Source organism: Sphingomonas fucosidasi, from assembly GCF_036663855.1.
Classification (GTDB): domain Bacteria; phylum Pseudomonadota; class Alphaproteobacteria; order Sphingomonadales; family Sphingomonadaceae; genus Sphingomonas; species Sphingomonas faeni_B.
Window position 1 is genome coordinate 277,806 of record NZ_JAXOJR010000005.1, and the last position, 19,439, is coordinate 297,244.

Here is a 19,439-nt window from a genome sequence, read left to right on the forward strand (position 1 = left end):
CTTGCTTTGTGATTGCCACTTTGTCGTTGAACACGCCGACTCGATCGGCCAGACGTAATAAAATTACGACCAATCGAAAGCCGGCGAATGACCCTCGAAATCTGCGTCGACGACATCACCGGCGTCGATTCGGCGGTTTCGGGGGGCGCCGACCGCCTCGAGCTCTGCGCGGCGCTGGCGCTCGGCGGATTAACCCCGACCCCCTCGCTGATTGTCGCAGCACGCGACCTGCCCATCCCTGTCCATATGCTCGTCCGCCCGCGTGAAGGGGGCTTCCGGTACAGCGCCCGCGAAGCCGCATTGATCGCCGCGGACATCGCCACGGCGGCTGACGCGGGGCTGGCGGGGGTCGTGATCGGGGCCAGCGCGGCGGATCATAGTCTCGACATCCCTCTTCTGGCGCACCTCGTCGACCATGCGCGAACCTGCGGCGCGGCGCGCGGGTCACCGCTCTCGCTGACGCTGCACCGCGCGTTCGACCTCTGCCCGGACCTTCCCGCAGCACTCGAGACCGCGATCGCGCTCGGCTTCGATCGGATCCTGACCTCCGGCGGCGCGCCCAAGGCGGCCGACGGCGTGCGGATGCTGGAGGCGCTCCATCACGCCGCCGCCGGACGGATCGTCATTCTGCCCGGCAGCGGCATCGATGCGAGCAATGCGACCCGCTTCCTCGATGCCGGCCTGCGCGAGGTTCATGCGTCGTGCGGCGCCACGCTCTCGCCGACCGAAACGGATGACGATACCCGCGAACGCCAATTCGGGTTCACCGCGCCCCATCGAAGAGTCACCGATGCACACCGTGTCCGCGACCTGAAGATGGTACTCGATTCCTTCGATCCGTAACCCGCTTGAACAATACCAATATATAACGTATCCCATTCCCCTGCTGTCGGTTCGCGCTTTGCAATGCTCGTGCCGACACCATTGAAAGTCGCGTCCATGTCCTTTTCGACAAGCATTGGCAGGTTCCGGGATGGCAATCCCGCGCCGTTGTACGTCCAGCTCCAGCAACTGATCCGCGATGCGATCAACCGCAACGTGCTGGCCAAGGACGACGCGCTCCCGGCCGAACGCGATCTTGCGATAGAATACGACGTGTCCCGCATCACCGTCCGCAAAGCGATCGGCGGGCTGGTCGAAGAGGGCCTTCTGACCCGCCGTCGCGGTGCCGGCACGTTCGTCGCCACGCGCGTCGAGAAGAGCTTCTCGAAGCTGTCGTCCTTCTCGGAGGATATGCAGTCGCGCGGCCGGACGCCGAGCAGCGCGTGGGTCAGCCGCACGATCGGCATGGTGACGCCGGAGGAATCGCTGTCGCTCGGGCTGTCACCGGGCTCTGCGGTGTACCGGTTCCAGCGCATCCGCTACGCCGACGACACGCCGATGGCGCTCGAATATTCGACGATCGCCGGCTACTGCCTGCCGACGATCGATGCCGTCCAGGACTCGTTGTACGAAGCGCTCGAAGCGGCGGGCAACCGTCCGGTCCGCGCGCTGCAACGCCTGCGCGCAGTCCATTTCAGCCCGGAGCATGCCAAGATGCTCGGCGTCGATGCAGGCCATGCCGGCCTGTTCATCGAACGCCGCGGTTTCCTGCGCGATGGCCGGGCCGCCGAATTCACCCAATCCTATTACCGTGGCGACGCCTACGACCTCGTCGCCGAACTCAACGACATCTGACGCCGGCGCACGGGCGCCGGCCGGGGGGCATACCGTGACCGAGATTACCACTGCGTCGACGCCGACGCTGATGTTCAGCGAAGCCGCCGAAGCTGCCGACGCCGTTGCGCGGTTGCTCGCCGCCAACCGCGAGGCGTTGACGGCGCTTGGCGAGCGTCTCCGCGCCGCGCCGCCAGCCGTGGTCGTGACGTGCGCGCGCGGGTCGTCGGATCATGCAGCAACTTACGGCAAATACCTGATCGAGACGCTGCTCGGCGTGCCGGTCGCGTCGGCCGCGCCGTCGGTGTCGTCGGTCTATGCCGCACCGATGGCGCCCGGCACCGCACTGGTGATCGCGGTATCCCAGAGCGGTCGCAGCCCCGATCTGCTCGCCACCGTGTCCGCCTATCAGACGGCCGGCGCGCATGTCGTCGCGTTCGTCAACGACGAGTCGTCGCCGCTCGCCGAGATGGCCGACACGATGATCGCGCTGAAGGCCGGGCCCGAGCGCTCGGTCGCGGCGACCAAATCCTATATCTGCGCGCTCGCGGCGTTCGCAGCCCTGACCGCGGCCTGGTCGCAGAACGACGCGCTGACCAAGGCGATCGACACGCTGCCCGACATGCTGGCGCTAGCGTTCGGCGCGAACTGGACGTCGGTGGTCGATGCGCTGGCCGACGCCAACAACCTTTTCGTGATCGGTCGCGGCTATGGCTACGGCATCGCGCAGGAAGCGGCATTGAAGCTCAAGGAAACCTGCGCGCTCCATGCCGAGGCGTTCAGCGCCGCCGAAGTCCGCCACGGGCCGATGGCTATCGTCAATGACGGCTTCCCGGTGATTGCGTTCGCTACCTCCGACGCCGCCGGCGATGGCGTGCGCGAAGCCGCAGCCGAGTTTGCCGCACGTGGCGCCCGCGTGTGCCTCGCCGATGCGAAGGCGAACGGCGAAACCGCCCCCGCCGCCTACACCGCACATCCGGCGATCGAGCCGATCCTCATGATCCAGAGCTTCTACCGGATGGCCAATGCCCTCTCGCTGCGTCGCGGGCTCAACCCCGACGCGCCGCTGCATCTCAGCAAGGTGACGAAGACGGTATGAACGAGTCCCAGTTTCATGTCGTCAACGGCACCGTCGTCACGCGCGACGGCCTGCTGAACGGTGCGACGATCCGCGTCGTCGGCGACCGGATCGCGTTGATCACCCCGCTCGAGCGGATCGCGTCCGCGGCGATCGACCTTGGCGGCGGCTGGCTCGTCCCCGGGTTCATCGACACGCAGGTCAACGGCGGCGGCGGCGTGCTGCTGAACGACCAGCCGACCGTCGAGGGCATCGCCGCGATCGGCGCCGCGCATGTCCCCTATGGCACGACCGCGTTCATGCCGACGCTGATCAGCGACACGCCCGAGGTGATCGCGGCGACGCTCGACGCGATGGACGCGGCGATCCTCGCCGGTGTTCCCGGTGTGGTCGGCGCGCATATCGAGGGCCCGTGGATCAACCCGTCGCGCAAAGGCATCCACGACCCCGCCAAGTTCCGGCTGCTCGACGATGCGATGATCGAGCTGCTGATTCGTCCGCGCAAGGGTCGCGTGATGGTGACGCTGGCACCCGAGCTGACCGATGCGGCGTCGATCGCGCGGCTGGTCGAGAGCGGCGTGATCGTCAGCGCGGGCCACACCGATGCGGACTATGAGACGATCGTCGACGCGGTCGGCGCGGGCCTCAGCGGGATCACGCATCTGTTCAACGCGATGTCGCCGCTGCTCCACCGCGCGCCGGGCGTGGTCGGCGCCGCACTCGACGATCGCCATGTCTATTGCGGGCTGATCGCCGACGGTCTCCATGTCCACGACGCGGCGCTCCGCCTCGCGCTCAACGCACGGCCCAACGACCGGCTAATGCTGGTCAGTGACGCGATGCCGTCGGTCGGCGCGGTCGACAAGGATTTCCGCCTGCAAGGTCGACTGATCCATGTCGAGGACGGCAAGTGCTTCGGCGAGGACGGGACGCTCGCCGGCTCCGATCTCGACATGGCCGGCGCAGTCCGCAATTTCGTCGCGCGGACGCACGCCGATCTGCCGACCGCTGCGGCGATGGCGGCGACCAACCCCGCCGCCTTCCTCGGCCTCGGCCATGAGCGTGGTGCGCTCGCCCCCGGCTTGCGCGCCGACTGGGTCGCGCTCACCGCCGACCTGATGCCCGCGGGTACATGGATCGGCGGCCAACTGGTCGCAGGCAGGACGTAAAGCCATGAAGCCTATCATCCTGACGTCGCCCCTCCAGGGCTGGGCATCGCCTCTCGAGGCGGTCCCCGACCCGGTCTTCGCCGAACGGATGATGGGCGACGGGATCGCCGTCGACCCGACCGGCGACTGCCTGCACGCGCCGTGCGACGCGGTCGTGCTCAGCGTGCACGCCAGCGGCCACGCAATCACGCTGCGCACGCCCGAGGGTGCCGAGATCCTGATGCACATCGGGCTCGACACGGTGGCGCTCGGTGGGCGCGGGTTCACGCCGTGCGTCGTCGAAGGCGCAACCGTCCAGCGCGGCGATCCGCTGATCCGCTTCGATCTCGACCTGCTGGTCTGCGAGGCGCGGGCGGTGATCACGCCAGTGATCGTCACCAACCCCGAGCGCTTCACGATCGTCCGTCGTGAGACTGACCGACTGGTCGGCGTCGGCGAGGCGATGATGACGCTGGAGCCGCGCGATTCAGCCGATGTAGCCGTGGTCGAAGGCGACACCGTCCGCCGCACGATCGTCGTGCCTTTGGTCCACGGCATCCACGCCCGCCCCGCAGCCCGGATCGGCGAGACCGCGCGGAAGTTCGTGTCCGAGGTCAAGATCTCCAAGGACGAGCGCGACGGCAATGTCCGCAGTCCCGTCGCGCTGATGGCGCTGGGAGTAAAACTCGGTGACGAGATCACGCTTGCAGCCACTGGCCCAGATGCCGCCGACGCGCTCGCCGCGATCGGCGACCTTATCCTCGGCGGCATGGGCGAGAGGGCGCCCGCGCCCGCCACTTCGAAGTTCCCCCGCGAAGGCGGGGGCCCAGAAGCCACGAACGGTAGCGCCGCTGGGTCCTGGGCCCCCGCCTCCGCGGGGGAACAAGAAGCGCGCAAGCCGGCCACAACCCTCCCCGCCGATGGCCGCCTGCCCGGCGTCACCGCATCCCCCGGAATCGCAATCGGCCAGGCAGGGCTCTTCCGCCTCGCCGAGATCACCGTGACCCGCGAAGGGGCGGACGCGACCACCGAACGCGCCGCGCTCGATGCGGCGCTCGCCACCGTCACCACGCGCCTCGCCACCAAATCGGGGACCGCGACTGGCGCCGAACGCGCGATCCTCACGGCGCATACCGCGCTCCTCGATGACCCGACTCTGACCGCCGCTGCACACGCCGCGATCGCGCAAGGCGACAGCGCCGCCTACGCCTGGCGCACCGCGATCCGTGCGCAGGCCGACGCGCTCAAAGCGACCGGTGACGCGCGTCTGGCCGAGCGCGCCGACGACATGCTCGATCTCGAACGCCAGGTGCTGCGCGCCCTCGCCGGCGAAGACCTCGACGAGCGCCTCAGCTTCCCGCCCGGCACGATCCTGCTAGCAGACGACCTGCTACCCTCGCACCTGCTCGGCCTCGACACCGCGTCGATCGTCGGCTTCTGCGTCGAGCGCGGCGGCCCGACCTCGCACGTCGCGATCCTCGCCGCGACGATGGGGCTCCCAGCCCTCGTCGCAGCCGGCCCGGCGCTTGCCGAGATCACCGCGGGCACCCCGCTGATCCTCGACGCCGGCGCAGGCCTGCTCCACGTCGCCCCCGATGCCGAGACGCTGGCGACCGCCCAAACCGCGTTCGACGCCCAGACCGAACGCCGCCGCGCCGCGCTCGCCAACGCCGCGCGCGAATGCCGCACGCAGGACGGCGTTCGCATCGAAGCCTTTGCCAATCTCGGCTCGGCCGACGATGCCGACTCCGCGGTCCGCAACGGCGCCGAAGGCTGCGGCCTGCTTCGCACCGAATTCCTGTTCCTCGAACGCGACAGCGCCCCCAGCGTCGAGGAACAGACCGCCGATTACCAGCGCATCGCCGACACGCTCGACGGTCGCCCACTCATCGTCCGCCTGCTCGACATCGGCGGCGACAAGCCCGCCCCCTACCTACCGATCGCCGCGGAAGAGAACCCGGCGCTCGGCCTGCGCGGCATCCGCGTCGGCCTCGCCCATCCCGAGATGCTCGACGCCCAGTTGCGCGCGATCCTCGCGGTCCGCCCCGCCGGCCAGTGCCGCATCATGGTGCCGATGATCGCGAGCCTCGCCGAACTCCGCGCGGTCCGCAAAGCACTCGACGCCGCAGCCGCCGCGACCGGACACACCGAGCACGTCGCCCTCGGCATCATGATCGAGACACCCGCCGCCGCGATCACCGCCGACCTGCTCGCCAGCGAAGCCGACTTCCTCTCGATCGGCACCAACGACCTGACGCAATACGCGCTCGCGATGGACCGCGGCAATCCGGCGGTCGCGAGCGACCTCGACGGGCTCCACCCCGCGGTGCTGCGGCTGATCGCACGCACTTGCGAAGGCGGCGCCGTCCACGGCAAATGGACCGGCGTGTGCGGTGGCCTCGCGTCCGATCCGCTCGCGGTACCGATCCTGATCGGGCTCGGCGTCACCGAGTTGTCGTCCGCGCCCGCGCTCGTGCCCGAGATCAAGGCGCTGGTCGCGACGCTCACGATCGACGCCTGCCGCGCCCATGCCGCGGCCGCCATGAACTGTATCTCAGCCGCGGACGTGCGAACGCTCGCCCGGGAGTTCCGCCCATGAAGTCCGTGCTCGAAGCCCTCCAGCCGCTCGGCCGCGCGCTCATGCTGCCGATCGCGGTGCTCCCCGTCGCCGGCCTGTTGCTGCGATTGGGCCAGCCCGACCTGCTCGACATCGCGGTGCTCAGCGCCGCCGGTGACGCGATCTTCTCCCACCTCGGCCTGCTGTTCGCGATCGGCGTCGCCACCGGCTTCGCGCGCGACGGCAACGGTGCCGCGTGTCTCGCCGGCGTAGTCTGCTACCTCGTCACGACGCAGGGCGCGCAGGCGCTGATGACCGTCCCCGCCGACGCGCTGAAAGGCCTGACCGGCGACACCATCGCACTCGCCACCGCGGCGTGGAAGGCGAAGGCGATCGCCCGGCTCGACGTCCCGATCGGCATCCTCTCCGGCCTGATCGGCGGTAGTTTCTACAACCGCTTCTCAGCGATCGCGCTCCCCGAATATCTCGCCTTCTTCGGCGGGCGCAGGTTCGTCCCGATCGTCAGCGGCGTCGCAGGCCTCGCACTCGGCGTGATCGTCGGACTCGGCTTCGGTGCGCTCAGCACCGGCATCGACGGCCTCAGCTACGGGATCAGCGGCGCCGGCGGGTTCGGCCTGTTCGCGTTCGGCCTGCTCAACCGGCTGCTGCTCGTCACCGGGCTGCATCATCTGCTCAACAACATCGTCTGGTTCGTCGCCGGCGATTACCAGGGCACCACGGGCGATCTCCGCCGCTTCTTCGCAGGCGATCCGACCGCGGGCGCGTTCATGGCCGGGTTCTTCCCGGTAATGATGTTCGGCCTGCCCGCCGCCTGTTTGGCAATGTACCACGCCGCGCTGCCCGAGCGTCGCAAAGCGGTCGGCGGCATGCTGCTCAGCCTTGCGCTCACCTCGGCGCTGACCGGCGTGACCGAGCCGATCGAGTTCAGCTTCATGTTCCTCGCGCCCGTGCTCTACGCGATCCACGCGGTGCTGACCGGCGTGTCGATGGCGCTGATGGATGCGCTCGGCGTGAAATTGGGCTTCGGCTTCTCGGCCGGGCTGTTCGATTACGTGCTGAACTACGGCAAGGCGACCAAGCCGCTGCTGCTGATCCCGGTCGGCCTCGCCTATGCCGCGATCTACTACGTCCTGTTCCGCACCGTCATCAAGCGCCTCGACTTGCCCACCCCCGGCCGCGAGCGCGATGCGCCGGTAGCCGCCGCGGCGGTCGCCAAGAGCGAGCGCGGGGCCGCCTTCGCCGAAGCCCTAGGCGGCGCAGCCAACCTCACCAGCGTCGGTGCGTGCACGACCCGCCTGCGCCTGATCGTCACGGACCAGGGTGCGGTCGATGAAGCCCGTCTTAAGGCCCTCGGCGCCCGTGGCCTGATCCGTCCATCGGCCAATGCACTCCAGATCGTGCTCGGCCCGATCGCCGATTCGGTCGCGGTCGAGATCCGCGATGCCATCGCAGCAGGTGGTACGGCACCGGCAGCGATCGCCCCCGCCGCCAAGCTCGCCGACATCCGCTTGACCCCGGCGACGCTCGCAGCGCTCGGAGGCGCAGACAATGTCGAGGCGGCGACGCAGCACGGCACGCGCCTGCGCATTCGCCTCAAGGACGCCGACCGCGCCTCGGTTCCGGCGCTCGAGGCCCTCGGCGTTCACGCGATCGCCCGCCCCGCTCCCGGGCTGCTGCATCTGCTGACGACCCCGCACGCGACGGTCGTTGCATGATGCATCCGTAGCAAAGCCGGACGATATCAAAGCACCACTGCAAGATATGTGACACGTTCGGACATATACCGGGATATCGCTACAACAGCGCGCCGCGAAAACATCGGCGCCCGCCAATAGACCCTATACTGTCATCTTCGCTCCATATCGGATCGATCGCACTGCGACCGCAATCATCGCGTCGCAGCTCGATCGATCTTTAAAGGGGTTTAGATGCGTAAGACTTTATTCTGCGGCGCGGCACTCGCGACGCTGGTCCTGCCAGCGATGGCGCAGGCGCAGTCGACCGGCACGGTGGATGCGGAATCGGACATCGTCGTCAGCGGATCGCGGGCTAAGCCCGACGTCAACGGCATCCAGACGCCCGATACACCAAAGGCGAAGGCGGTCCTGACTCAGGAACTGATCGAGCGTCGCACGCCCGGCCAGACGATCCTCGACACGATCAACCTGGTGCCCGGCGTCAACTTCACCAACAGCGATCCCTATGGCGGCTCGGGCGGTCAGCTGCGGATCCGCGGGTTCGACGGCAACCGCATCTCGCTGACGTTCGACGGTATTCCGCTCAACGACTCAGGCAATTACGCGATCTATTCGAACCAGCAGCTCGATCCCGAGCTGATCGAGCAGGTCAACGTCAATTTCGGCGCGACCGACGTCGATTCACCGACCGCCAGCGCGTCGGGCGGCACGGTCAATTACCGGTCGGTGATGCCGAAGGACAGGCTGGGCGCGACCGTCGCCTATTCGCACGGCACCAACGACATGAACCGCGTCTTCGCCAAGATCGATACCGGCGTGTTAACCTCGTTCGGGACCAAGGCCTGGGTGTCCGCCAGCGAGCAACGCTACGACCAGTTCCGCGGCTCGGGCGAGATCAACCGGCAGCAATATAATGCCAAGCTGTACCAGCCGATCGGCAGCAAGGGCGACTTCATCGCGTTCGGCGCGAACTACAACCAGAACCGCAACAGCTCGTACAGCAACCCGACGCTGGCCAACATCCGCACCACGCTCGGCACGACGGTCGTGCCGACGACCGGGGTCAGCGCCGCGACGCCGTACACGCTCGACCTGAACAACGCGCAGTACGACACGGTGTTCGACGACAAGACCAACGCGTATCTCTACGACGCCAGCTGTTCGCTGCCCTCGGCGAGCGGCGTCAACGGCACCAGCCAGAACGACCGGTCGTCGTGCGGGAATGCGGCGTCGACGGCGATCAACCCATCGAATACCGGCAATTTCCGGGTCAACTCGCGCTATACGCTGACCGACAAGCTCGTCTTCACGTTCGACGGTGCGTACAGCTTTACGCGCGCCAATGGCGGCGGGTCGGCGGTATTCGCCGAGAGCAATGCGAACGCGACCAATGCCGCGGGCACGGCGGCGGCGACCAGCGTCTACACCTATCAGCTTCAGCGATTGGGCGCAGGGACCGCGGCGGGCGTCGACATCAACGGCGATGGCGACACGCTCGACTATGTCCGTGCGTATTTCCCGTCGAACACCCGCACGCAGCGCTTCACCGCGATCGCCGGGCTGCGCTATGACATCGACGCCGACAACGCGGTCCGCTTCGCCTATACGTGGGACCGCGCCCGCCATCGCCAGACCGGCGAGGCCAGCCTGCTCGATGCAAACGGCAATCCGTACGATGTGTTCAGCGCGCTCGACGGCGAAGGCAGTTCGGCGATTCTCGATGCCGCCGGCAACGTCGTCAACAAGCGCAACCGCCTGTCCTACGCGATCCTCCACCAGGTTTCGGGCGAGTATCGCGGCTCGTATTTCGGTGATGCGCTGAAGCTGACGCTGGGCCTGCGCGCACCGTTCTTCCGCCGCAACCTCACCAATTATTGTTACACGATCCCCGGCAATTCGAGCGACGGCTATTGCACGTCGCAAACCGCCGAGCAGGTTGCCGCCAACGCGACCACGGCCACGTACGGCGCGCCCTACAAGAACCGCATCAAGTCGTACAACGCGGTGCTGCCGAACGTCGGCATGACCTATGCCTTCACCCCGAATGCGAGCATCTTCGCCAGCTACGCCAAGGGCTTCTCGGCACCGCGCACCGACAATCTGTACGCGTTCGACGACGTCAAGATCTCGCCCGTGGCCGAGGTGAAGCCCGAAAAGACCGACTCGTTCGATCTCGGGCTGCGCTATTCGTCGCGGCTGATCCAGGCGCAGCTGGCGGGCTGGTACATCCATTACGACAACCGCATCATCTCGACGCTGACCACGCTCGAGGGCGGTGGCACGCTGACCACCGATCGCAACGTCGGCACGGTCAAGAGCAAGGGCGTCGATGCGAGCCTCGGCATCACCCCGATCCGCAACATCTCGCTCTATGGGTTCGCCTCGTACATCGATGCGAAGCTACAGGACGATGCGGTCGACCCGACCACCGGCGCGATCACCGCGGCGACCGCGGGCAAGTTCGTCGTCGAGACGCCCAAATGGCAATATGGCGGGCGCGTCCAGGCATCGTTCGATCCGGTTTCGATCGGCGCACAGGTCAAGCATGTCGGCCAGCGTTACGTCACCGACGTCAACGACCTGATCGCGGCGGGCTATACCACGGTCGATCTCGACGCGCGGTTCGACCTGGCGTTTGCCGGGCTCGACAAGACGTTCTTCCAGCTGAACGTCTCGAACCTGTTCAACGAACGCTATTTCGGCAATCTGAGCACGGGCACCTCGTCGGCGAGCACCACGCGCTACACCTTCGGCGCGCCGCGCACCGTGATCGGTTCGGTCCACTTCGAGTTCTGACCCACACCGCCCCGTCGTCCTGCGGGATGACGGGGCGGCCTTCGATAAGGCGGCGCATGAAAAAGGGCGGGGTGGTGACCACCCCGCCCTTTTTCATGCCGACCGGCGCTGTCCCCCTCCCCTTGCGTGGGGAGGGGGACAGGTTTGCCTAGAACTTGACGTTCGTGCTGACGAAGAACGCCCGGCCATACGGGTCGTAGGTCGACGGATAGGTGTTCGCCTGCTCCTGGTTGTCGCCCATGATCGGCGGCTTCTTGTTGAACATGTTGTTCACGCCGACCGACCAGGTGAAGCCCGGCTTGATGTCGAACGCCGCGGTCAGGTCGAAATAGTGATACGCCTTGATCCGCTCGACCGCGTAGACCGTACCGCTGTCGTCGTCCTTCACCGGCGACAGGTAGCGATAGAGCACCGACACGGTCACCGGACCGGTCGAATAGGTCGTCCGCGACGACAGCCGCCACTTCGCATAGGGGTTGCCGCAGGTCTGGCCGAACTTGCCCGCGCAGTTGATCGTCAGATCGGGAATCGCGGCAAGCGGGTTGTAGTTGAACGCGATCAACCGGGTTCCGCTGACTCGGAAATCGATCTTGCTGCTCTCCGCACCGAACGCACCGAAGCCGAGCGGTAGGCCGTAGCGCGCCTCGAAATCGACGCCGCGGGTGGTCACGCCGCCGGTATTGGCCAGCGTGTTGACCGCATCGGTGATCGCATAGCTGTTGGAATCGCGCGGCAGCGACGAGCAATAGCTGGCGTTGTACGGCGTATACCCGTTGTCCGCATCGCCGTAGCAGGCGCGGATCAGGTTCGTGGTGCCGACCGTCGAGATGTAGTTGGCGATCTTGATCTTGTAGTAATCCACCGTCAGCGAGAAGCGCGGCAGGAAGCGCGGCTGCAGGACGATGCCGCCCGTATAGGTATCGGAGGTTTCCTCGCGCAGTGCGGGGTTGCCGCCGTTGACCGTCTGGATCTGCGTGCTGCCGCCGTCATAGGCGGTACCGATCAGCGAGGCCGGGACGCCCGTCGAAAGGCAGCTGGCGTTGAGGTTGGTGTTCGTCACCGCGACCGCGGTCGTGCACGGATCGGTTGCCGCCGGGAAATCCTGCGACGACCCGCTGTAAAGATCGGACACGGTCGGTGCCCGGACGGCGCGCGAATATTGGCCGCGCAGCGAGAGGTCGTCGATCAGCGACCACACTACGCCACCCGAATAGGTGTTCACCGACTTCGCCGCGGTCGAATAATAGGAATAGCGGTACGCGCCGTTCACCTCGAGCTTCTTGATCAGCGGGATGTTCGCCAGCAGCGGCACCGCGACTTCGGTATAGGCTTCCTTGACGTCATAGCCCCCGCTCAGGCCTTCGCCAGCGTTGAAGCCGACGACGTCACCCGACGACAGCGCGAAGTCGGGATTGTAGCTGCCGTGCTCACGGCGATATTCGGTGCCGAACACGATACCGACGGGGCCTGCGCCCAGATCGAACAGGTTGCGGTTAGAGATCGACGCGCTGGCGACCTGCTCGCTGATCGTGCTGGTGTTCTGCGCCGGGATGGTGATGAAATCGGCGGCGGCCGCACTGATGTTGCCCGTGCCGAAGATGTTGAGCGGTACGCACCCGTTGCTGGTATCCGAGCAGACCAGATTGCCGCTGGCATCATAGGTCGTGCGCAGCGCCTGCAGCACGCGGCTGCGCGAGACGTTGCCCGACTGGGTCTCGGTCGATCGGGTGCGCGCATAGCTGTAATAGGCGTCGTAGTTCCAGCCGCCGCCGATATCGCCATTGGCGCCGAGCACCGCGCGATAGGCGGTGTTGTCGACGCTCGACACGCGCGAGCCGACTTCGGTCAGGCGGCGGTAGATCGTCGAGGTGACATAGCCGTCGCCGTCGGTATCGCGGCTGCGCAGCAGCGCCTGCGAGCTGGACGACAGGAACGACGAATCGACGTCGAGCGCGACCGATCCGGTAAACGGCGTCGGCGCGAGCTGGTTCTTCACGCGGTTGTTGATGAGCTGGCCCTCGGCATACACGTTCAGCGCGGGGCTGACCTCGTAATGCGTCTGTGCGCTCATCAGGAAGCGCTCCTGCGGGACCTGCAGATAGTTGGACGGCGCATAGTTATACGCGTCGGTCGATGCATTGTACGGCGTGTAGCTGCCGTCGGTCTCGAACTTGCGGTTGACGCCGCCGAGCGCGAACCGCGTGCCCTCGATCGAGCCCGAGCCGCCGGCGATCAGGCCGCCCGCACCATCGTCGACCAGCGCCTGCCGCGAATAATCGCGGGCGGACTGAAGGATGCCGTTGCGCTTGGTATAATCGAAATAGATCGTCGCATTGCCGCGGCCATCCTCGAAATTGCCGCCAATCAGCAGGTTGCCGTTGAAGGTGCCGCCGTCGCCTGCCTCGTTGATGCGGTAGTTCGCCCCCGCCGCAACGCCGCTGAAGTCCTTCTTCATCACGAAGTTGACGACGCCCGAGATCGCATCCGAACCATAGACCGCCGAGCGGCCGCCGGTGACGATGTCGACGCGCTCGATCAGCGCGGCGGGGATGGTGTTCAGATCGACGACCTGGTTCGAATCATACGCGACGTACCGGCGGTTGTTGACGAGCACGAGCGTGCGCGTCGAACCGAGCCCGCGCAGATCCGCGGTCGCGACGCCGCCGCCTGGGTTGTTCGAGGCGCCAGTCGTGCTGGGGATCAACTGCGGCAGGTCCTTCAGGACGCTCTCGACGTTGATCTGGCCCGACAGCGCGATCTCCTTGGCGCTGACGACCGAGATCGGCGACGCCTGCCTGAGGCTTTCGCCACCAAGCCGCGAACCGGTCACGACGATCGTGTCGCCGTCGGCTGGCTCGGCCTGACCCGTGGCGTCGGGCGCAACGGCGGACGCGGGTGCGGCGGGCTCGGCCGGCGTCGTGTTAGCAGGCGTCGTGTCGGCCGTCTGGGCCCAGGCCGGACCGGCGATACCCAACAGTAGAGAGGACGCCAAAAGGCGTGCGCGGAAATCGAGACGCATGAATATACTCCCTGAACCGCGATCCTTGACCGCCGCGGCAGATGTTGTGGGGTACGGATAAGGTCCGCCACTCAGGTTTGCGGTGCGATTTCCCGCTCGACAAGCGGTGTTCCGGTGTTCTCCTCATTACGCCGCAAGGTGTCGTCTTGCGAACACGGTTCTATTCATCGCCTTTCATAAAACTGTCATACCGTGACGGTTGTTACAGGCTCGTAACGCAGTGCAGGTCCCGCAATACTATTGGCGAACACGATACGCCGGACCCGGACGCCCGGCGTGGTCGGGGCGCCCCAGACGACGCGCTTCGCAGCCGCCCTGCCGGAGTGCACGATGTCGTCGAACCGGACGGTCCGGCGGATCGAGGGATACCCAGCCGCGCTCACTGGAACGTCGCCCCGGCGGCGATCGCCTTGGACGGGCTCAGCCCCTGCTGTTCGAGAAACTGGTTGAGCCCCGCGACCAGATCCTGGGCGGCGCTGCTGGTCAGCGCGATCCGGCCGACGACGACGCGGTCGACGCTCGGCGGCTGGCGCGCATGGTCGCAGCGCGCACTCTCCAGCGTCAGCACGATCACGCCGCTCAGGTTCGCCAACCCGGCGAACCCGGTCGCGAAGATCTCGGGCGCAAAGGGATTGTCGACGATCGGTGGCGAGGCGGCGGGACGGATGGGTTCGGGTGCCGGGACACCCTTGATGGCAACGCGCATGATCGGCCTTTCTTCAGACAGGCGCAGCATTGGCCTGCAGCGCGGTCGCTAGCGATCACGAATGTCCCGGGAATGTCCCGCGTCCGCGCCGTGACACGACTGCGACATATGCCGCCACGCGTGCACCGACCGATCGGCCGACGGGACGCGCCCGATCGCGTATGTTGCAGGGTTGCGATCTGACGACACATCGGAACATTCCCGGGAAACATGCCCCCCATAGCGCCGTGGTTCACTCCCGGAGACGCAGGCATGATGTTCGATTTTGGCGCCGGTTCCCTGGCTTTGGTCATGGCAGGGACGCTGGGAACGCCCGCGCGCGTGCAGACGGCTCCGCCGACTACGCCGTCGACGGTCAAGCCGGTGCCTGCACCCGCCACCGCTACGGGGGAGCCGATCATCCGGACCCTCCGCGTCGAGGGCTCGCAGCGGATCGAGCCCGAGACCGTCCTGAGCTATACCAAGCTGCGCGTCGGCAAGCCCTATACCACCGAGACGCTCGACCAGGCACTGAAGGACCTGCAGGCCAGCGACCTGTTCGCCGATTACTCGATCGCCGGCGTCGCCGACGGCAACATCGTGCTGCGCGTGCGCGAGAACCCGATCGTCAACCGCATCCTGATCGAGGGCAACAAGGCGCTGAAGAGCGACAAGATCACCAAGGAGATCAAGCTGGCGCCACGCCAGATCTTCACCCGTACCGCGGTCCGCCAGGATATCGCGCGGATCCTCGAACTCTATCGCCGTCAGGGCCGGTTCGCGGCGGTGATCGACCCGAAGATGGTCAATCTCGACCAGAACCGCGTCGACGTCGTGTTCGTGGTCAGCGAAGGCCCGAAGTCGAAGGTCCGCCAGATCAACATCCTCGGCAACGCGGTGTTCTCCGAGGCGCAGATCCGCGCCCAGATGGCGACCAAGCAGGCGCGGTTCAGCCGGTTGCTGTCGTCGGCGACCAGCTACGACCAGGATCGCCTCAGCTACGACCAGCAGAAGCTCCGGCAATTCTACCTGACGCAGGGCTATGCCGATTTCCGCGTGACCTCCGCGGTGGCCGAACTGACCCCGGACAAGAAGGACTTCATCATCACTTACGTGGTCGAGGAGGGGAAACGCTACAAATTCGGCGATGTCAGCGTCGACAGCCAGATCCGCGACTTCGACAGCAAGAAGCTGGCGGCTACGCTGCCGCTCAAGAAAGGCGACTGGTACAATGCCAAGCTCGTCGAGGATTCGGTCGACAATTTGAGCCAGACCGCAGGCCTGTTCGGCTACGCCTTTTCCGAAGTGAACCCGGAGTTCCAGAAGGACGCCGACACGCTGACGATGGGGATCAACTTCAACATCGCCGAAGCCAAGCGCACCTATGTCGAGCGCGTCGAGATCAATGGCAACACGCAGACCAAGGACAAGGTCGTCCGTCGCGAGATCCGCCTCGCGGAGGGCGACGCGTTCAACAGCTTCCAGGTCAAGCGCTCGGAGGACCGGATCAATTCGCTCGGCTATTTCCAGGACAAGATGACGATCAAGCAGCTGCCGGGCTCCGCGCCCGACCGCGTCATCCTGGAAACCAACCTCGAGGAGAAATCGAGCGGCGAGCTGCAACTGTCGGCCGGCTATTCGAGCCTCGAAAGCTTCATCGCCTCGGCCAGCATCACGCAGCGCAACTTTCGCGGCATGGGCCAGGAACTGCGCGCCAATGCCAGCCTGTCGAGCTACTCGAAATCGGTCAGCCTGGGCTTTACCGAGCCGTATATGTTCGACACCAACGTGGCGCTCGGCGGCGACATCTTCCGCCGCGACTACAGCTCGTACAGCACCACCGGCGACAGCAACGACACCACCTACGAACAGGTCTCGACCGGCTTCCAGATCCGCGCCGCGGTGCCGCTCACCGAATATTGGTCTGCCACCGCGCGCTATGGGCTGTCCTACGACCAGGTCACGCTCGACGAGGACACCTATTACACCAACGGCGTCTGCGATCCCGGGATCGCCGGGACATATCTGTGCGACGCGGTCGGCAATCGCTGGACCTCGTCGATCGGCTATTCGCTGGTGTTCGACAACACCAACAGCCGCGTCCGCCCGACCAAAGGCAGCAAGTTCAGCGTCAGCCAGGACTTCGCCGGGCTCGGTGGCGACACCAAATACATCCGCAGCACCGCCAACTACACCAAGTACATGAACCTCGGGTCGAGCTTCATCCTGTCGGCGCATGCCGAGGGCGGGTATATCAAGGGACTGGGGCAGGACGTCCGGCTGACCGACCGCTTCTATCTCGGCGACCCGCAAATGCGCGGCTTCGACATCCGCGGCGTCGGCCCGCGCGTGACGCGGACCTATTACGATACATCGACGGTGCCTGCGACGCTGTCGAGCACCAACAGCTCGAACACGCAGACCGCGCTCGGCGGCACCGCCTATTACCAGGCCCGCCTCGAGCTCGAACTGCCGCTTGGCGCTGGCGCGCGCGAGTTGGGGCTTCGTCCGTCGATCTATATGGACGTCGGCGCGGTGTTCGGCGGCAAGACCCCGACGCTCACCGACACCTGCGCGACCGCCAATGCCACCTCGGTCGCGTGCGTTGCGGGCACCCGCCAATATACCAACACGGCGGGCGATCTTCTGTATCTCGATTCGGCTGGCGCCAGCACCACGACGAACACCGGCACGCCCTACACCTATTCGCTCGGCACCTATAAGGAGACCTATTCGGGCAACACCGCCAGCCCGCGCCTGTCGGTCGGCGTCGGCGTCAACTGGACCTCGCCGTTCGGCCCGTTGCGGATCGATCTGGCCAAGGCGCTCCTCAAGGCGCCCGGCGACGACAGCAAGCTGATCACCTTCAACGTCGGCGGGCAGTTCTAACGGGCATCGATCGTCCCCCGCCACGCGGAGGATCGGCAGGTCGCCAGGCGTGACGTCGGCCTGCCGGAATCACGGCGCTTGCCGCGCTCTCCCGATCCCGCCAGAACGCGGGCAAACTCAAAGAGGATGCCGCCATGTCCGTGAAGATCATCGCCTTCGTCACCGTAAAGCCCGGCAGCGAGGATGCGTTCGTCGAAGCCGCCCGCGTTTGCGTCGCCGCGTCGCGCGCCGAGCCGGGCGTGCTGCACTACGACCTGTGGCGCGAGGCGGATGGCGAACGCCGCTACGTTTTCAACGAACTCTACGCCGACGACACCGCGGTCCAGCACCACATGGCGTCCGATCATTTCAAGGCGTTCGGCCTCGCCGCGCGCGATCTCGCCGCTGCGCGCCCAGTGATCATCCAGACGCACGCCGTCGACGTCGCCGCCTGAGCGAGCGGACGATGCGCGTCGTGATGGCGGGGCTCGGCGACATCGCGCGCAAAGCCTATCTCCCGGTGTTGGCCACGATGCCGGGGATCGAGCTCCACCTCGCCACGCGCAACCGCGATGTGCTCGCCGCACTCGGCGCGACCTACCGGATCGCGCATCGCCACGACAGCCTCGACGCGGCGCTGGCCACGACCCGCTTCGACGCAGCGTTCGTCCATTCGGCGACCGCCGCGCACCCCGCGATGGTCGAGACGCTGCTTGCCCACGGTGCCGCGGTGCTGGTCGACAAGCCGCTCGCGGATACGTTCGACGCGGCCGCACGGCTGGTCGATCTCGCGCACCGCCAGGGCCGCCTGCTCGCCATCGGGTTCAACCGCCGCTTCGCCCCCGATTATGCCGCGCTGCGCAGCGAACCCCGCGCGTTCATGCTGATGCAGAAGCACCGCCACGCGCAGCCCGACACCCCGCGCCGAGTCGTGTTCGACGACTTCATCCACGTCGTCGACACGCTGCGGTTCCTCGCCCCCGGACCGATCGCACGGACGCAGATCGAGACGATCCTGCGCGACGGCCTGCTGAGCGGCGTCACGCTGACGCTCGCCGGCGATGGCCATCACGCGATCGGCACGATGCAGCGCGAATCCGGGCTCGACGAGGAGCGGCTCGACGTCATCGGTGGCGATCGCCGCCGCTCGGTCCTCAACCTGTCCGAGACCCGCAACCAGAACGGCGCCGACACCCGCGCACGTCGCGGCGACTGGACCGCGGTCACCCGCCAACGCGGCTTCGACACGATGTGCGCCGACTTCCTCGCCGGCGTCCGCGAAGCCCGTCCCACCGCCGCCGAAGACATCCTCGCAACGCACCGCCTCTGCGAAGACATCGTCCGCCATGCGGAGGCGGGCAAGCAATAGGGTCAGCCGGTCTTTCACGGACTGTCCGAGTCGGGAAGGAAAGCAGACGTTAGAAATTACAGCTATATTTAGTCGACAATTAATGCGTATTTTGAGGTTACGATGACACCGAACCGCGAAATCTCCTTTTTCAAGCCATCGAACTTTCGATTTAGCAGCGACCGCTCGCGATCGTCCTTAATATTAGGTTCGCGACCATAACCACCGATGCCGCCGATCCGCACAGGAAAATCTACTATGTAATGCCGGACCATACCCTGATTTAGCGGTCTTCTTTCGCGCCAACAGCGGTCGAACTGACGAAACGGTACAAGATAGTGATCAGTGCGACTGTCACTACGTTATGCAACTAGCAAAAACAGCGGATTTGATGTGCCGCAGGAGCCTGCGACTGTTCGGAAAGCCGCTTCATCGATGCTCCGGTCGTCCGCGCAAGCGGATAAGGCCAAAGCACACCATAGGGAACGCAAGCGCATCAGGATCTACTGTGGCAGCTTGAGACGGTGTCCGCCAATGGCCGGGAGCAGACGGGAACGCCGACCATG

The 19,439-nt window shown here is 66.2% G+C and carries 12 protein-coding genes; 10 read left to right on the forward strand and 2 right to left on the reverse strand.

Annotated elements, in window-relative coordinates; translation table 11 throughout:
• Window positions 1–87: 87 nt before the first annotated feature.
• From U1737_RS11205 to U1737_RS11235, 7 genes are all read left to right on the forward strand, one after another.
• Window positions 88–843 (forward strand): copper homeostasis protein CutC, encoded by a 756-nt coding sequence (locus tag U1737_RS11205; RefSeq protein ID WP_332796844.1) that lies wholly within the window; start codon window positions 88–90, stop codon window positions 841–843.
• Between the two features lie 96 nt (window positions 844–939).
• Entirely contained in the window at window positions 940–1,677 is a 738-nt protein-coding gene (locus U1737_RS11210) for a GntR family transcriptional regulator (protein ID WP_128455172.1), read from the forward strand.
• A gap of 70 nt (window positions 1,678–1,747) precedes the next feature.
• A complete protein-coding gene (locus tag U1737_RS11215) occupies window positions 1,748–2,755 on the forward strand; it encodes an SIS domain-containing protein (RefSeq protein ID WP_332796887.1) in 1,008 nt (335 codons plus the stop codon).
• Window positions 2,752–3,903 carry an N-acetylglucosamine-6-phosphate deacetylase gene (nagA, locus tag U1737_RS11220; protein WP_332796845.1) on the forward strand — a complete coding sequence of 384 codons (1,152 nt, stop codon included), beginning with the start codon at window positions 2,752–2,754 and terminating at the stop codon, window positions 3,901–3,903. The genes U1737_RS11215 and nagA overlap by 4 nt, the downstream gene beginning before the upstream one ends.
• Window positions 3,904–3,907: 4 nt before the next feature.
• Window positions 3,908–6,481 carry a phosphoenolpyruvate--protein phosphotransferase gene (gene ptsP / locus U1737_RS11225; protein WP_332796846.1) on the forward strand — a complete coding sequence of 858 codons (2,574 nt, stop codon included), beginning with the start codon at window positions 3,908–3,910 and terminating at the stop codon, window positions 6,479–6,481.
• Window positions 6,478–8,175 carry an N-acetylglucosamine-specific PTS transporter subunit IIBC gene (gene nagE, locus U1737_RS11230; RefSeq protein WP_332796847.1) on the forward strand — a complete coding sequence of 566 codons (1,698 nt, stop codon included), beginning with the start codon at window positions 6,478–6,480 and terminating at the stop codon, window positions 8,173–8,175. The genes ptsP and nagE overlap by 4 nt, the downstream gene beginning before the upstream one ends.
• A 213-nt stretch (window positions 8,176–8,388) precedes the next feature.
• Window positions 8,389–10,953: a TonB-dependent receptor gene (locus tag U1737_RS11235; protein WP_332796848.1), complete on the forward strand. Its 2,565-nt coding sequence runs from the start codon at window positions 8,389–8,391 to the stop codon at window positions 10,951–10,953.
• Window positions 10,954–11,101: 148 nt separating this feature from the next.
• Here U1737_RS11235 and U1737_RS11240 read toward each other — a convergent pair whose 3' ends face one another.
• Together U1737_RS11240 and U1737_RS11245 are read right to left on the reverse strand one after the other, a co-directional pair.
• A complete protein-coding gene (locus U1737_RS11240; protein ID WP_332796849.1) occupies window positions 11,102–13,972 on the reverse strand; it encodes a TonB-dependent receptor in 2,871 nt (956 codons plus the stop codon).
• 379 nt (window positions 13,973–14,351) lie between these two features.
• Window positions 14,352–14,678 carry a hypothetical protein gene (locus U1737_RS11245; protein WP_132895950.1) on the reverse strand — a complete coding sequence of 109 codons (327 nt, stop codon included), beginning with the start codon at window positions 14,676–14,678 and terminating at the stop codon, window positions 14,352–14,354.
• Window positions 14,679–14,930: 252 nt separating this feature from the next.
• Between U1737_RS11245 and bamA the strand changes: the two genes are divergently transcribed.
• From bamA to U1737_RS11260, 3 genes are all read left to right on the forward strand, one after another.
• The gene (gene bamA / locus U1737_RS11250; RefSeq protein WP_443027119.1) at window positions 14,931–17,546 is read left to right on the forward strand and encodes an outer membrane protein assembly factor BamA; all 2,616 of its coding nucleotides are present in this window, start codon (window positions 14,931–14,933) and stop codon (window positions 17,544–17,546) included.
• A gap of 134 nt (window positions 17,547–17,680) precedes the next feature.
• Window positions 17,681–17,980 (forward strand): putative quinol monooxygenase, encoded by a 300-nt coding sequence (locus tag U1737_RS11255; RefSeq protein ID WP_132737112.1) that lies wholly within the window; start codon window positions 17,681–17,683, stop codon window positions 17,978–17,980.
• An 11-nt stretch (window positions 17,981–17,991) separates the two neighbouring features.
• Window positions 17,992–18,894 (forward strand): Gfo/Idh/MocA family protein, encoded by a 903-nt coding sequence (locus tag U1737_RS11260; RefSeq protein WP_332796850.1) that lies wholly within the window; start codon window positions 17,992–17,994, stop codon window positions 18,892–18,894.
• The last annotated feature ends 545 nt before the right edge of the window (window positions 18,895–19,439 follow it).

Coding starts and splice junctions, on each gene's coding strand:
- U1737_RS11260 (WP_332796850.1), top strand. CDS start 17,992: ATGCGCGTCGTGATGGCGGGGCTCGGCGACATCGCGCGCAAAGCCTAT.
- nagA (WP_332796845.1), top strand. CDS start 2,752: ATGAACGAGTCCCAGTTTCATGTCGTCAACGGCACCGTCGTCACGCGC.
- bamA (WP_443027119.1), top strand. CDS start 14,931: ATGATGTTCGATTTTGGCGCCGGTTCCCTGGCTTTGGTCATGGCAGGG.
- ptsP (WP_332796846.1), top strand. CDS start 3,908: ATGAAGCCTATCATCCTGACGTCGCCCCTCCAGGGCTGGGCATCGCCT.
- U1737_RS11235 (WP_332796848.1), top strand. CDS start 8,389: ATGCGTAAGACTTTATTCTGCGGCGCGGCACTCGCGACGCTGGTCCTG.
- U1737_RS11205 (WP_332796844.1), top strand. CDS start 88: ATGACCCTCGAAATCTGCGTCGACGACATCACCGGCGTCGATTCGGCG.
- nagE (WP_332796847.1), top strand. CDS start 6,478: ATGAAGTCCGTGCTCGAAGCCCTCCAGCCGCTCGGCCGCGCGCTCATG.
- U1737_RS11215 (WP_332796887.1), top strand. CDS start 1,748: ATGTTCAGCGAAGCCGCCGAAGCTGCCGACGCCGTTGCGCGGTTGCTC.
- U1737_RS11210 (WP_128455172.1), top strand. CDS start 940: ATGTCCTTTTCGACAAGCATTGGCAGGTTCCGGGATGGCAATCCCGCG.
- U1737_RS11240 (WP_332796849.1), bottom strand. CDS start 13,972: ATGCGTCTCGATTTCCGCGCACGCCTTTTGGCGTCCTCTCTACTGTTG.
- U1737_RS11255 (WP_132737112.1), top strand. CDS start 17,681: ATGTCCGTGAAGATCATCGCCTTCGTCACCGTAAAGCCCGGCAGCGAG.
- U1737_RS11245 (WP_132895950.1), bottom strand. CDS start 14,678: ATGCGCGTTGCCATCAAGGGTGTCCCGGCACCCGAACCCATCCGTCCC.